Consider the following 14,230-nt stretch of genomic DNA (forward strand, 5'->3'; position numbering starts at 1 on the left):
GGCGCGATCTTGTGTCGCCGTTCGCAGTGGACTTCTTCGGGTACCCGCTCAGATCGGTCAACGGCGCACCCGATAGCGCAGGTGAAGCACCCGGTTGCTCTGAATCACCACGTCAGGGTCCTCCAACAGGTGCTGCGCGTGGACCGACCCGAAGTAGCGCTTGCCGGACCCGAACACGACGGGGACGACGTCCATGCGCACCTCGTCGATCAGGCCTGCGGCGAGCACCTGGCCGCCGACGTCGCCGGCGGCGACCTCGACGATGCGGTCACCCGCGAGTTCCTGCGCCTTGGCCACGGCTGCCTCGACGCCGTCGACGAAGTGGAACGGCGCCTCGGGGTCCCAGCCCTCGGGCATCGGCCGGTGTGACACGACGACCACGTGGTCGATGCCGCTCGGCGGCTTGCCGTCCCAGCCGTCCGTCAGGTCGAAGACGTGGCGGCCCGCGATCGTGACTGCGATCTGGTCCCAGTAGGCCCGGGTGTAGTCGTAGGACGTCTGCGACACCTTCAGCTCGCCGCTGTCGTCCAACGGGACGTCACCGTTGGTCAGCCAGTCGAACAGTGGTCCGGGCTGGTCGTTCTCGTCGGCGATGAAGCCGTCCACCGACACCGTGCTGTACATGACCACCTTGCCCACGGGGCTCTCCTTTGCTTTGGGTGCCCCGAAATTAGCGTGTCGTGAGTTGCCGCTCTTGTACGAAATCAATCGGCCGGCAGCGGCCAGCCCTCCAGCGCGTGGCCGGGATGTTCGCGCAGGAACCGCCGCCGGACCTCGAGGTACCGGGTCGGTGTGAGCCCGGTGAACGCCCGCAACTCGTGGCCGAAGTGGGCCTGGTCGAAATAGCCCGCGCCACTGGCGAGCTCGCTCCAGTCGATCGGCCCGGCGGGGTCGATCGCGAACACGGTGGCGGTGAAGCGGTAGGTGCGGGCCAGCCGCTTCGGCGTGAGGCCGATGAGCTCCTTGAACCGCTGTGCCAGATGAGTGCTGCTGACACCGGCTGCCAGGCTCAGGTCGCCGATCGCCACCGCCCCGCTGGTCGCCGCGATGATGCTGCTCGTATGGCGGACCAGTCCCAGGCCGGTGGTCTCGCACAGCCGTCGCATCAGCTCCTCCTCGAGCAGCGTCAGCATCTCGTGCGGTCCGTCCGCCGTGGCCAGCCGGTCTCGCAGCTCGGCAATGGCGGGCCGGCCCCAAACCTGCTCTATCGTCACCGGCCGGTCACACAGCTCGGCCGCGGGCATCGGCAGGAACGGTGCCAGTCCCCACGGCTTGACGTGCGCGCCGACGGACCGGGTCCCCGGCGGGTAGCCGAACTCGAAGGCGCGGGTGGGTGTGGTGACCACGCAGCCGTCGGCGTACTCGGCCGTCGCGATGTCGGTGCCGGCGCGGATGCGGAACGGGGCCCCGAGGTTGACGATGAGCAACGCGGCCGGCGACGGCGGCAGCGTCAGCCGGGCGTACGGCGGCGCACCCTCCAGGTAGTACAGGTCGTCGATCAGCCCGTCCAGCGGCGGTCGCGGCACTCTGGACACATACTCCACGCCCGCAGTATCGCCGACGCCCCACCGACTGGAGAATGCGCAGGCACAACATCCCCAGTTCCTGTTCTTCGCGCCGGTTGTATTCGTCCGGGATGCCATCGGCTAGCCCGAGTCTGGCCTGCCTGCCAGTTCCGTGAGGCGGCGTTCGAGGAAGCGCCGTTCGGCGCCGTCGTCGGTGAGTTGTCTCGCGCGTCGGTAGGCGTCACGTGCCTCGTCGGTGCGTCCGAGGCGTCGCAGGAGTTCGGCCCTGGTCGAGTGCAGGTAGCGGAAGTCGTCGAGAGCGAGGTGGTCGATGATGCGCAGGCCGGCTTCGGGGCCCTCGGTCTCGGCGATCGCGATGGCGCGGTTGAGCTCCGCGACGGGTGAGCCGGTCAGGTGGGTGAGCCGGCCGTACAGGGCCGCGATCTGGGCCCAGTCGCACGGCGTCTCGGCGTGCAACGAAGCGATGGCGGCTTGCACGACGTAGGAGCCGCGGCCGCGCAGGGCGAGTGCGCGGTCGAGTTCGGCGCGTCCGGCGGCGATCTGCCTGGTGTTCCAGCGTGACCGGTCCTGATCGCCGAGCAGCACGAGCTCGCCGTCGTCGAACCGTGCGTCGCGACGGGAATCGTGCAGGAGCATCATCGCCAGCAGCCCGTGAACCTCGGGGTCGTCCGGAAGCAGTTCGGTCAGCGCGCGCCCCAGCCAGAGTGCCTCCGTCGCCAGCTCGTCGCGGCCGCCGTAGCCCTCGTTGAAGATCAGGTAGACGACGGCGAGAACGGCGTCGAGCCGCTCGCGGAGCAGATGAACCGGTGGCACGCGAAACGGGATCCCCGCTGCCTTGATCTTGCGTTTGGCCCGCACCAGCCGCTGCGCCATGGTGCGCTCGGGCACCAGGAAGGCGCGGGCGATCTCGTCGGTGGTGAGCCCGCCGAGGGTGCGCAAGGTGAGCGCCACCTGCGCCTCGATCGCGAGCGCCGGGTGACAGCAGGTGAAGATGAGTTCCAGGCGCTCGTCGGGAAACGTCGTGGCGTTCGTCGGCACCTCCGCGTGACTGGCGGCGGCGAGCACGCCGAATCTGGTCGCGAAGGCCCGGTCGCGGCGGATGCGATCCGTCGCCCGGTTCCGGGCCGTCGTCATCAGCCAGGCGCGCGGGTTGCCCGGCACGCCGTCGCGTGGCCACCGGTCGGCGGCGATGGCGAACGCCTCCTGCGCGGCTTCCTCGGCGACGTCGAAGTCGCCGAGGAAGCCGATCAAGGTGGCTACGACACGGCCCCATTCCTCGCGGAAGACCTGTTCGAGCGGGGTTACCAATACACTTCCGAAGGCCGGATCTCGATGGCGCCGCCGTGGCGTGCCGCCGGGTGACGGGTGGCCACCTCGATGGCCGCGTCGAGGTCGTCGGCCTCCAGGACGAACCAGCCGCCGACGGCTTCCTTCATCCCGGCGAACGGGCCGTCCGTCGTCAGGGTCCTGCCGTCTTCGACCCGCACGGTGGTCGCGTTCTCGGGCAGGCCCATCGGCACACCGGGGGTGACGCCTGGCGTCTGGTTGATCGCTTGGTAGTCGGCGTGGACCTGCTTCTGCTCCTCCTCGGACAACGTGGCCTGCTCGTCGAGCGCGGTGCCTTGGTAGATCAGCATGACGTACTTCATCGCGTTCCTCCTCGCTGGTCGCGCAGTAAGACGAACGGCGGGCCACGATATCGACAGGTATGCGGAATCTTTCGCGCATCCCGGTCGCCGCGCGTGTGTCGTGTCAGTCGCCGCGTCAGCACCGTGACGGTCCCGCATCAGGGCGGGCCTCGATGGTGGATGTCATGAACGGTTCAGCGATCGCGGCCTCGGGGCTGCGGAAGGCATACAAGGACAAGGTCGTGCTCGACGGCGTCGATCTGGATGTCCGGACCGGTACGGTCTTCGCCCTGCTCGGGCCCAACGGGGCGGGGAAGACCACGACGGTGAACGTGTTGACCACGCTGCTGGTGCCCGATGCGGGGAAGGTGGTCGTCGCCGGGCACGACGTGGTCACGGAGACCAGGGCGGTGCGGGCGGCGATCGGGGTCACCGGGCAGTTCGCCTCGGTGGACGACCTCCTCACCGGTGAGGAGAACCTGCTGCTGATGGCGGATCTCCTGCACCTGCCCAGGGCAGAGGGGAAACGCGTCGCCGGCCGGTTGCTCGACCGGTTCGATCTGGTCGACGCGGCGGGCGAACCGGCGGTGTCCTACTCCGGTGGCATGCGCCGCAAGCTGGACCTCGCCATGACGCTGGTGGGCAAGCCGCGGATCATTTTCCTGGACGAGCCCACGACGGGCCTCGATCCGCGTAGCCGCCGCACCGTGTGGGAGATCATCCGGGAGCTGGTGGCCGGCGGTACGACCATCTTCCTCACCACCCAGTATCTCGAGGAGGCCGACGAACTCGCCGGCCGCATCGCCGTGCTCGACAAGGGCCGGGTGGTCGCCGAGGGCACCGCCGATGAGCTCAAGCGCCGGGTTCCCGGCAGCCATGTCCGGCTGCGGTTCACCCGTCGGCGCGACCTCGACGTCGCGGCACAGGTCCTGCACGAGTCCACCAGGGACGACGAGGAGCTGACCTTGCGTGTTCCCGGCGACGGCGGGGTGCGGTCGTTGCGCGCGCTGCTCGAGCGGCTCGACGCCCACTCCATCGACGTCGAGGACCTGTCGGTGCACACACCGGACCTGGATGACGTCTTCCTCGCCCTTACCAGCCACAGGACCACGGAGGTCACCGCACGATGAGCGTCATCTCTGCTTCCCTCGCGGATTCCGCGACCATGTTGCGGCGTAATCTCCGGCACACGACGAGGAACCCGCTGACGGTGTTCAACGCGGTGATCATGCCGATCGTCCTGATGTTCCTGATGGTCTACATCCTCGGCGACGCGTTCGACGTCGGCGTCAGCTATGCCGATTACGCGACGCCCGGGTTGATCATGACGACCATCTGCTACGGGATCGGCCCCACCGCGACCGCGGTGAACTCCGACATGACGACCGGATTCATCAACCGGCTCCGCGTCATGCACGTGTCCCGGGCCGCGGTGCTGAACGCGCACGTGATCACGACCATGCTGCGGAGCCTGGTGGCCATCGTGTTCGTCATCGGGGTCGCGCTGCTGATGGGATTCCGGCCGTCGGCGAGTTTCGCGCAGTGGCTCGGCGTGATCGGTGTCGTGGTGCTGACGATTCTGGCGATCGGCTGGCTGACCGTCGCGTTCGGTCTCGCCGCGAAGACACCGGAAAGCGCGGGCCTCGCCGCTGTCCCGCTGATGCTGCTTCCCTTCTTGAGCAGCGCGTTCGTGCCGGCCGGCACGATGGGGCCCGGTGCGCGGGAGTTCGCGCAGTACCAGCCGTTCACCTCGATCATCGAAACCCTGCGTGGGCTGCTGACCGGCGCGCCGTCGGCGGGGTCGGCCGTCACGGCGATCGCCTGGTGTGCGGGGCTCACGGCGATCGGGTACCTGTGGGCGCGCGTGTCGTTCTCGAAGCGAGGGTGAGCTCGGCCAGCTCACGCCAATCCCGCCGCCGACCGGCACGGGTCGCCTCGGTGAACATGGTTTCGCCGAGGCGGTTCCGTGTTTCCTCACCGACCCGGGTGGCGTCCGGATGGGAGTGGTCCGGCGTGCCGCGCACCTTGTCCCCCGCCGCGAGCAGTCGCGCGGCCTGCTCGTACTCTCCCTGGCGCAGCGCGAGGTCCGCGATCCCGATCAGCACCTCGGCGATCAGCGGCGGGTAGGCCGACTCCGCGACCGCGTGGAACGCCTCGCTCCACTGCGCGCGGGCCTCGTCGAGATCGTCGATGAGGTAGCCGTACATGTCCCTGGCCCTGGCGCGGACCATCTCCCTGACCTCCTCGTTGCCCGACACCGCCGACGCCGTGGCCAGGTGCCGGTGTACCTCGTCCGGCTCGCCGCGCCAGCGCGCCAGCTGCGCCTTCGAGAGCGCCAGCTCGGCGAGCGTGCCCGGCCAGGTGACCCTGCTCGCGCACCGCTGCGCTTCCGCCATGGCGGACGTGCTGGATCGTTCGTCGCCGAGCAGCCAGTACAACTGGGCCTGCCGCGCCCGCACGCCGACCACGTCCTCGATCGCGCCTACCTCGGTCAGCGTCGCAACCGCGTCTTCGTAGTGCTCGCACGCGCGTGCGAACTCGCCGCGCATGGCGAGCCGGTCGGCCAGGAAGGTCAGCGACATCGAGATCCCCCAGCGGTCACCCAGCGTGCGGAACTCGGTGAGGGCGGTCTCGATGTCGCTGTCCACGTCGGTCTCGTCGCCGCCGTGGGTGAGCCGTAGCCGGCCACGACTGAGCCTGGCCTGTGCGCGCACCCATGGATCGTCGCCGGCGATGAGCGGCTCGAACGAGGGCAGGAACGCCGTCGGCTCCCGCAACATCCGCTCCAGCGGCCCGACGAACCTGAGCAGCGGGTTGCGAGACTCGCTGCGCCGGGTGAGCCGGTGCGCCTCGTTGATCCACTCCTGCGCCTGATACTGGTCGCCGCCGGGGCCGGAGGACACGAACACCGTCACGATGGTGTACGCCATCGCCCGCACCTCGTCGGACACCTCACCGGGCAGCGAAGCCGCCGCGATGCTCAACTCGGTGCCCTCGGCCCGGTGCCCGCTGAGGAACCAGTACCAGCCCACGGCCCCGACCAGCCGCATCGCCTCTTCGGCCCATCCTTCGGCGATCGCCCCGCGCAGGGCCGCGCCGATGTTGTCGTGCTCGGTCTCCAGGATGGACAGCCATCGCAACTGCCCGGCCCGGCGCAGGTGCGGATCGGCCGTCTCGGCCAGCTCGGTGAAGTAGGCGAGGTGCGCCCGGCGCGCCGGCAAGGTCTCCCCCGCTTCCGCGAGCCGGTGCGCCGCGTACTCCCTGATGGTGTCGAGCATCCGGTAACGCGGGGTGCCGTCGCCGTCGGCGAGCAGCAGCGACTTCTCGATCAACGCGGTCAGCACGTCGAGCACCGGCTCCCCGGCGGACGTCCCGTCCCCGCACACCCGTTCGGCCGCTTCCAGGCTCGCCCCGCCGGAGAACACCGAGAGCCGCCGCAGCGCGCCACGTTCGGCCTCGGTCAGCAGGTCCCAGCTCCAGTCCACGACCGCGCGCAGCGTCTTGTGCCGGGGAAGCGCCGTACGGCTGCCGCCGGTCAGCAGGCGGAACCGGTCGTCGAGCCGGCGTGCCACCTGATCGATGGGCATGGTGCGCAGCCGTGCCGCGGCCAGTTCGATCGCCAGCGGCATCCCGTCGAGGGACCGGCAGATCCGCGCCATGGCCGCCAAGGTGTGCGCGTCGGAGCCGATGTCCTTGCGCACCAGGTCCGCGCGGTCCCGCAGCAGCCGCACCGCGGGCGAGGACCCGGCCTCGGAGGGGTCCGCTCCCTCCGCGGGCAGCGCGAGCGGCTCGACCTGCCACAGCACCTCGCCGGTGATACCGAGCGGTTCTCTGCTTGTGGCCAGGATCCGCAGCCTCCGGCACTCCCCCAACAGCCGATCCGCGAAGGCCGCGGCCGCCTCGATCACGTGCTCGCAGTTGTCCAGGATCAGCAAGACCGCGCGCTCCCTGAGCGCGGCGATGAGCCGATCCATCGGTTCCCCGCCCCGCGCACCACCGAGCAATCCCTGGTCACGCAGGCCGATCGTGGTGAGGGCGGCCTGCGCCAGCTCACCGCCCGCCCGCACCGAGGCCAGTTCGACCAGCCACGCGCCGTCCGGCAGCTCGGCGAGCATCGTGCGCGCGGTCTCGGTGGCCAGCCTGGTCTTGCCCGAGCCCCCGGCTCCCGTCAGGGTGACCAGCCGGTGCTTGCCGGCGAGACCGGCGACCGCGCGGACCTCGTCGTCCTTGCCGACGAAACTCGTCAGCTCGGCGCGCAGGTTCGTCCTTCGGCTCTCCGCCCGCTCGCCCAGCTCGCCACGCAGCAACGCGGTGTGCAGCGCCGAGAGCTCCGCCGACGGGTCGGCGCCCAGCTCCTCGGCGAGCCGCTCGCGCGTCCGCTGGTACACGGTCAACGCCTCGGACCCGCGCCCCGCCTCGGCGAGCGCCCGCATCAGGGCCGCCACGAACCCCTCACGCAGGGGATACGTGGCGACAAGCTCGGTCAGCTCGGAGACCAGCTCCGAGCCACGGCCGAGGCGGATGTCAGCGTCCACCCGGTCCCCGAGCGCGGCGACGTGGAGATCGTCCAGACGCGTGACGGCGGCGTCGAACGCGTCGCTGCCTCGCAGTGCGATGTCCGCCATGGCCGGGCCGCGCCAAAGCGCCAAGGCCGAACGCAGCAGATCGGCCCGTGTCGCGGGCTCGGCGGCCCTGGCCTGACCGACCAGGCGCTCGAACCGGCTCACGTCGACGGCGTCAGGAGCCACGGCCAGCCGGTATCCGCCGGAGTCCGCCTCGACCACGCCGTCCGGCACCACCCTGCGCAGCCTGGACACCAACGCCTGCAGGGCGTTCACTTCGTCCGCGGGTGGCCGTTGCCCCCAGATCCAGTCCACCAGCCTCGCACGCGTGACGATCCGGCCGGGTTCCAGGGCGAGTGCGGCGAGCAGTGCGCGCAGCCGAATCCCCGGAACCTCCACCATGGCCCCATCGGGGTTCCTGACCTCGAACGGCCCGAGCAATCCGACTCTCACATCAGCAATTGTGCCGAACCGTGGCGACACCCGGCCAACCGCCACCGCCGCCACACCGCGACCCCGTCCCACGCGACGTGCCGGTCCGGCCCGGGTCAGCCCGGCGCGGCCTCACCCCGTGCCCGGCTCGCGGTCACGCGTCCCAGGTGACCGGGAGGCTCTTCACCCCGAAGATGTCCGCGGTCTCCGGGCGAAGGTCGACCTCTTCGGCAGGTACGGCCAGGCGCAGCGTGGGGAAGCGGTTGAGCAGCGCGGGGAACGCGACCCGCATCTCGACGCGGGCCAGTTGCTGGCCCAGGCACTGGTGGATGCCGTGGCCGAAGGCCAGGTGGCCGCCGTCCTGCCTCCGGAGGTCGAGCACGTGGGGATCGGCGAAGCGCTCGGGGTCGCGGTTGGCGGTGTTGTACGACAGGATGACCGTCGTGCCGGCCTTGATCGTCCGGCCGCCCAGCTCGATGTCCTCCAGCGCCGTCCTCATGAACGTCTTGGCGACGCTCAGATACCGCAGCAGCTCCTCCACGGCCTGGTCGGTGAGCGCGGGATCGGCACGCAGCGCGGCCAGTTGCGCCGGGTTGCGCAGCAGCGCGAAGGTGCCGAGGGCCAGCATGTTCGCGGTGGTGTCGAACCCGGCCGCCAGCAGGAGCAGCCCGATCCCCTTCAGTTCCTCATCGGTCAGATCGCTGTCGAGGAGGTCGCTGAGCACGTCGTCGGTGGGGTTGGCGCGTTTGACGGCCACCAGCTCCGCGAGGTAGTTCTGGGTCCCGATGTAGGCCGCCATCAGGTCCTCGTCGCTCACCTCCCCGCTGAGGAACGACTCGACCTGCTCCTGGAAGGAGCCCCGGTCCTCGTACGGCACCCCCAGCAGCTCACAGATCACGATGGAGGGGATGGGCTTGGCGAACGCGGTCACCAGGTCCGCCGGCGGGCCGGCCTTCTCCATGGTGTCCAGGTGGTCGGTGGTGATCTGCTCGATGCGCTCGGTGAGCAGCCGCATCCGCCGTGCGGTGAACTTGCCCACCAGCGGTTTCCGATAGCGGCTGTGTTGTGGCTCGTCCATGAGGAGGAACTCGCCGGGCGGCGCCGGCGGGACCTCGATTCCGCCCATGTCGATGGTGGGGTGGTGGCGCATGAGCTCCTTGCGAGAGCTGAACCGCGAGTCGGCCAGGACCGACCGGACCAGGTCGTATCCGGTGACCAGCCAGCCCTGGTGCCCGTCGGGGAAGAGGTAGCGGCTGATGGGGCCGTGCCGGCGGGCGTCGATCAGCTCCGCCGGCGGGTCGAAGGGACAGCCGGGCCGACGGGCGGCCGGCAGTGAGGTGACGGTGTGTTCCATGGTCGTTCCTCTCCTCAGGCGTCGGGCACGTTCACGGCGTTCACCATCACCGACCGTCCTGACACCGGGCTGTCGCCGTGCTGACACGGCCGCTGACGCCGCAGGGGCGACGAGGAGCGGCGACATGACGCTCAGACCGTGGGGGCGCCGAACCATCGGGCAAGGTGGCCGAGCAGATCCCGCTGGTCCTCACCGGCCCAGGCCACGTGGCCGTCGGGACGCAGCAGTGCCGCGGGGACGTCGAGTTCCTCGCTGACGTCGATGACGTGGTCGACCCGGTCGGCCCAGCCTGTCACCGAGAGGCGGCCGGTCTGGTCGAGCAGCAGTCCGCGGCCGGTGTGCATCAGGTCGTAGAGGCGTCCCCGCTTCAGGCCCACGTCCCGCATGCGCCGGCCGAGCAGTTCATGGCCCTCGCCGCAGTCGTAGCGGACGCTGATCGCGGTGATCTTCTCGATCAGGTACCGGTGGACGTCCGGGAAGTTCATCAGCTCCGACACCAGCCGGCGCACCGCCTGGGGCCCCGGGTCGGGGGACAGCAACTCCATCTGCGCACGGGTGTTGTTCAGCACGTCGGCGGCCACCGGGTGCCGTTCGGTGTGGTAGCTGTCCAGCAGGCCCTCCGGGGCCCAGCCGTCGACTTCGGCGGCCAGTTTCCAGCCCAGGTTGAACGCGTCCTGCACGCCGAGGTTGAGCCCTTGCCCGCCGGCCGGGGGGTGGATGTGCGCCGCGTCGCCGGCCAGCAGCACCCGGCCCGCGCGGTACTGCTCGGCCTGACGGATGGCGTCGCCGAAGCGGGACAGCCAGCGCGGGGAGTGCGCGCCGAAGTCGGTGCCGGCGTACACGCGCATCTGGTGCTTGAACTCCTCCAGGGTCGGCGGAGTCGCACGGTCCTCGGCCACCCCTTCGGCGGGCACGCCCATGCGGTACACCCCGTCCCCCATGGGGATGACGCCGAACCGCAGATGGGTCTTGCGCACCTCGGCCACCACGGCGGCCACCGTCTCCGGCGGCACGGCCACCTCCACTTCGACGAGCAGCGTCTCGGCGCTGCTGGGCTCGCCGGGGAAGCCCACGCCGAGCAGCTTGCGCACCGCACTGCGGCCGCCGTCGCACCCGACGAGGTAGCGCCCCCGCAGCCGGGTGCCGTCGGCCAGTTCGGCGGTCACCCCGTGGTCGTCCTGGCTCAGCCCGGCCAGTTCGTGCCCCCGGCGGATGTCGGCACCGAGTCCGGTGGCGTGCTCGGCCAGCAGGCGCTCGGTGACCGCCTGCGGGATGCCGAGGACGTACGGATGCGCGGTGTCCAGCCGGACCGGCGCCGGTTTGTCGATGCCGGCGAAGAAACCGCTGACCGGGTGCCGCACGCCGAGCGCGAGGAACCGGTCCAGCAGACCGCGCTGGTCCATAATCTCGATGCTCCGCACGTGCAGGCCGAGCGCGCGGGAATGCCTTGCCGGCTCCGCTTCCTTCTCCAGCACGACCACGTGCACGCCGTGCAGCCGCAACTCGCCGGCCAGCATCAAGCCGGTCGGCCCGCCGCCGGCGATGATCACGTCAATCATGAATCCCCCATCCGACGAGGCCGTTCCGCGCCGTCGGCTGGAGATTCTGCGGCACGACCCGGGTCTTGCCGCAAGACCCCCGGTGCGCTATACGTTGAGAGTGGCAAGGAGTGCGTACCCTCCTTGCATTCGCCTTTTCTCGGGCGCCGTGACCGATCCCGGCGCGCCATCCCGGGCCCGCGCCAGACGGCCAAGATCAAGCGTGGTCACTGGAAGCCGTACGACGGGCTGCGGTAGAAGCCGGAGGCGTCATGAATCAGGGGAAAGGGGAGTATCCGCTCCTCTCCACTCTCAACGTATAGCGGACCGGGGGGCTTGCCACAAGCCCCGGGGCGTGCCGCAGAATCGTCGGCCGGAGCCAGAACCTGCGGAAATGGGATACGAAGTGCGTGTTGTGATGTGGACGCCGCTCGACCTGGTGAACGGGAGCTGAAGACGTGAACGCTGTGACCACCGGCGCGTTCGACCTTCCCGCGCACCTCGCCGCCAAGGTAGACCCGGCGCTGATCGCCGGCGACGAGCGGCACTTCGCGGCCATCGCGCGGAGCCTCGAGCAGTCGATCGCCGAGCTGTCCGGCCGCCTCGACGCCGAGCGCAAGGCACCCGGCGGCAAGGGCCGCCAGGTGCTGGACCGGGACCTGGAGATCCACCGGCTGACCGCTCGCCTGCGCACCCTGCGTCGTTTCGGCCTGGACCTGTGCCTCGGGCACATCGTCAGCGCCGACGACCCTGAGCCCGTGTACATCGGACGGCTCGGCCTCACGGACAGCACGGGCCGCCGGCTGCTGCTCGACTGGCGCTCCCCCGCTGCCGAGCCGTTCTTCGGAGCCACCCATGCCAACCCGATGGGGCTGGTGAGCCGCCGCAGGTACCGCTGGACCCGCGGCCGGATCAGCGACTACTGGGACGAGGTGTTCACCCAGGACGGGCTCGAAGGGCACGCCGCGCTCGACGACCAGTCCGCCTTCATCGCCAGCCTGGGCGGCCACCGGTCGTCCCGGATGCGCGACGTGCTCGGCACCATCCAGGCCGACCAGGACGCCATCATCCGCGCGGGATCCCGCGGGGCCCTCGTGGTCGACGGCGGACCGGGTACGGGGAAGACCGTCGTCGCCCTGCACCGCTCCGCCTACCTGCTCTACGCCGACCCTCGCCTCGGTCACCGGCGGGGCGGCGTGCTGTTCGTCGGCCCGCACCGGCCCTACCTGGCCTACGTGTCCGACGTCCTCCCCAGCCTCGGAGAGGAGGGCGTGCAGACCTGCACCCTGCGGGACCTCGTTCCCGAGGGAGCCGCGGCGGCGGCCGAGGCCGACCCGGAGGTGGCCCGCCTGAAGTCGTCCGCGGACCTGGTGAGGGCGATCGAGCCGGCCGTCAGGTTCTACGAGAACCCGCCCGCCAAGGGGATGACGGTCACGACCCACTGGTCCGACGTCTGGCTGAGCGCCGACGACTGGGCCGAGGCGTTCGGAGCCGCGGAACCCGGAACGCCGCACAACGAGGCGCGCGACCAGATCTGGGAGGAACTGCTCACGATCCTGGTGGACAAGCACGACGCCGACACCCCGGCCGACCTGCTCCGCCGCTCGCTGCGGCGGAACAGGGAGTTGCTCATGGCCCTCAACAAGGCGTGGCCGCTGATCGAACCGGCCGACCTGGTCGGGGACCTGTGGTCGGTACCCGCCTACCTGCGGATGTGCGCTCCCGGGCTCAGCCCCGACGAGGTCCGCAAGCTCCAGCGCGAGGACGCCCAGGCATGGACGGTGTCCGACCTGCCGCTCCTGGACACGGCACGGCAGCGGCTCGGCGACCCGGAGGCGTCGCGACGCAAACGCCGGCAGGACGCCTCCGTCGCCGCCCAGCGCGAGCGCATGGCGCGGGTCGTCGACGATCTGCTGGAGGCCGACGACGACGGCGAAGGCGCGGTGACGATGCTGCACGGACAGGACCTCCAGGACGCCCTGATCGACGAGTCCGCGCTGCCCGGCACCGACCCGGACCGGCTCGCCGGCCCGTTCGCCCACATCGTCGTGGACGAGGCCCAGGAACTCACCGACGCGGAATGGCAGATGCTGCTGCTCCGCTGCCCGTCCCGCAGCTTCACCATCGTCGGCGACCGCGCCCAAGCCAGGCACGGGTTCACCGAGTCGTGGCAGGAACGGCTGGAGCGGATCGGCCTCGACCGGATCACCCTGGCCACCCTGAGCATCAACTACCGGACGCCCGAACCGGTCATGGCGGAGGCCGAGCCGGTCATCCGGGCCGCGCTCCCGGACGCCAACGTGCCGGCCTCCATCCGCGGCGGCGGCGCCCCCGTCGTCCACGGATCCGCGTCGGACCTGGACACGATCCTCGGCACCTGGCTCGCCGGGCACGCCGACGGGACCGCGTGCGTCATCGGCGACCCCACGTTCCAGGAGACGGCCCGAGTCCGGTCGCTGACCCCGGAGTTGTCGAAGGGGCTGGAGTTCGACCTGGTCGTCCTCATCGATCCGGAGAGGTTCGGCGAGGGCATCGAAGGCGCGGTCGACCGCTATGTCGCCATGACCCGCGCGACCCAGCGGCTCGTCATCCTCACGGCCCCCTGACCGGTCCGCGACTCCCCGGGGAACGGCGCCGCGCCGGGTGCGCGGCGCGGGCCCGGCGTTCAGAAAATTTCTGAAATCGTCGGTGTAATTGAAACGTTTGTGCAGCTCATCAAAACGATAAAGGTGCAGACCAGCGGGGGTCTTCTTCTTCCGGGACACGTCCGATACTTTCCGAGCGCTGACGGCGTCAGGCGGTATGGCGATCGTCGCTTCGGTCCCGCACCCGGAAGGGAGAGCCCTGGTGATCACAAGCTCGGGCCGATTGAAGATCCGTTCCACGGCCGTCGCGATGGCCGCGGCGGTGTCGCTCGTCGCGGGGTTGGTCAGTGTCGTGGTCGCCGAAGCCGCGGTGCCCGCCAGGGCCGGTGCGGTGGCGTTGGCCGCCGGTGTGGAGGACGAGGGGGCGAACTGCCCGGTGCCGGCCCTGCCCAACGAGGGGTCGCTGCCGACGGTCTCCCGGCTTCCCGACCCGTTCCGCAAACTCGACAACCAGCGCATCACCACCACCGGCGAGTGGCGCTGCCGCCGCACCGAGATCCGCAAACTCGCCGAACGATTCGTCTACGGCGAGAAACCCGGCAAAC

General features: G+C 70.4%; 10 protein-coding genes and 1 pseudogene. 4 read left to right on the forward strand and 7 right to left on the reverse strand.

Annotation, left to right across the window (positions count from 1 at the left end; translation table 11 throughout):
- Nucleotides 1-57: 57 nt before the first annotated feature.
- From ABGB17_RS19590 to ABGB17_RS19605, 4 genes are all read right to left on the reverse strand, one after another.
- Nucleotides 58-639 (reverse strand): dihydrofolate reductase family protein, encoded by a 582-nt coding sequence (locus ABGB17_RS19590; protein WP_347631503.1) that lies wholly within the window; start codon nucleotides 637-639, stop codon nucleotides 58-60.
- Nucleotides 640-704: 65 nt separating this feature from the next.
- On the reverse strand, nucleotides 705-1,544 hold the full coding sequence (locus ABGB17_RS19595) for a helix-turn-helix domain-containing protein (RefSeq protein WP_347631505.1): 840 nt from the start codon (nucleotides 1,542-1,544) through the stop codon (nucleotides 705-707).
- Between the two features lie 102 nt (nucleotides 1,545-1,646).
- Nucleotides 1,647-2,834 carry a DUF6596 domain-containing protein gene (locus ABGB17_RS19600; protein ID WP_347631507.1) on the reverse strand — a complete coding sequence of 396 codons (1,188 nt, stop codon included), beginning with the start codon at nucleotides 2,832-2,834 and terminating at the stop codon, nucleotides 1,647-1,649.
- On the reverse strand, nucleotides 2,828-3,175 hold the full coding sequence (locus ABGB17_RS19605) for a YciI family protein (protein ID WP_347631509.1): 348 nt from the start codon (nucleotides 3,173-3,175) through the stop codon (nucleotides 2,828-2,830). Before ABGB17_RS19605 ends, ABGB17_RS19600 begins: the two co-directional genes overlap by 7 nt.
- 164 nt (nucleotides 3,176-3,339) lie before the next feature.
- Here ABGB17_RS19605 and ABGB17_RS19610 point away from each other — a divergent pair, with 164 nt between their 5' ends.
- On the forward strand, nucleotides 3,340-4,284 hold the full coding sequence (locus ABGB17_RS19610) for an ATP-binding cassette domain-containing protein (protein WP_347631511.1): 945 nt from the start codon (nucleotides 3,340-3,342) through the stop codon (nucleotides 4,282-4,284).
- A gap of 35 nt (nucleotides 4,285-4,319) precedes the next feature.
- Nucleotides 4,320-5,042, forward strand: a complete 723-nt coding sequence (locus ABGB17_RS19615; RefSeq protein ID WP_347631529.1) for an ABC transporter permease — start codon at nucleotides 4,320-4,322, stop codon at nucleotides 5,040-5,042.
- Here the strand turns inward: ABGB17_RS19615 and ABGB17_RS19620 are convergent.
- From ABGB17_RS19620 to rox, 3 genes are all read right to left on the reverse strand, one after another.
- Nucleotides 4,990-8,169, reverse strand: coding sequence for a BTAD domain-containing putative transcriptional regulator (locus ABGB17_RS19620; protein WP_347631513.1), 3,180 nt, complete (start codon nucleotides 8,167-8,169; stop codon nucleotides 4,990-4,992). The genes ABGB17_RS19615 and ABGB17_RS19620 overlap by 53 nt on opposite strands.
- A gap of 133 nt (nucleotides 8,170-8,302) precedes the next feature.
- Nucleotides 8,303-9,502: a cytochrome P450 gene (locus tag ABGB17_RS19625; protein WP_347631515.1), complete on the reverse strand. Its 1,200-nt coding sequence runs from the start codon at nucleotides 9,500-9,502 to the stop codon at nucleotides 8,303-8,305.
- Nucleotides 9,503-9,633: 131 nt separating this feature from the next.
- The gene (gene rox / locus ABGB17_RS19630; protein ID WP_347631517.1) at nucleotides 9,634-11,061 is read right to left on the reverse strand and encodes a rifampin monooxygenase; all 1,428 of its coding nucleotides are present in this window, start codon (nucleotides 11,059-11,061) and stop codon (nucleotides 9,634-9,636) included.
- Nucleotides 11,062-11,498: 437 nt separating this feature from the next.
- Between rox and helR the strand changes: the two genes are divergently transcribed.
- Together helR and ABGB17_RS19640 are read left to right on the forward strand one after the other, a co-directional pair.
- On the forward strand, nucleotides 11,499-13,646 hold the full coding sequence (helR, locus tag ABGB17_RS19635; RefSeq protein WP_347631519.1) for an RNA polymerase recycling motor ATPase HelR: 2,148 nt from the start codon (nucleotides 11,499-11,501) through the stop codon (nucleotides 13,644-13,646).
- Between the two features lie 241 nt (nucleotides 13,647-13,887).
- Nucleotides 13,888-14,230: pseudogene (locus ABGB17_RS19640) on the forward strand (hypothetical protein); the annotation flags it as partial.

Origin of the sequence: Sphaerisporangium sp. B11E5, from assembly GCF_039871875.1 — a bacterium.
Classification (GTDB): domain Bacteria; phylum Actinomycetota; class Actinomycetes; order Streptosporangiales; family Streptosporangiaceae; genus Sphaerisporangium.

Excerpts from the sequence above, each read along its gene's own strand:
- ABGB17_RS19605 (WP_347631509.1), bottom strand. The coding sequence starts at position 3,175 with ATGAAGTACGTCATGCTGATCTACCAAGGCACCGCGCTCGACGAGCAG.
- ABGB17_RS19610 (WP_347631511.1), top strand. The coding sequence starts at position 3,340 with ATGAACGGTTCAGCGATCGCGGCCTCGGGGCTGCGGAAGGCATACAAG.
- ABGB17_RS19615 (WP_347631529.1), top strand. The coding sequence starts at position 4,320 with ATGTTGCGGCGTAATCTCCGGCACACGACGAGGAACCCGCTGACGGTG.
- ABGB17_RS19625 (WP_347631515.1), bottom strand. The coding sequence starts at position 9,502 with ATGGAACACACCGTCACCTCACTGCCGGCCGCCCGTCGGCCCGGCTGT.
- rox (WP_347631517.1), bottom strand. The coding sequence starts at position 11,061 with ATGATTGACGTGATCATCGCCGGCGGCGGGCCGACCGGCTTGATGCTG.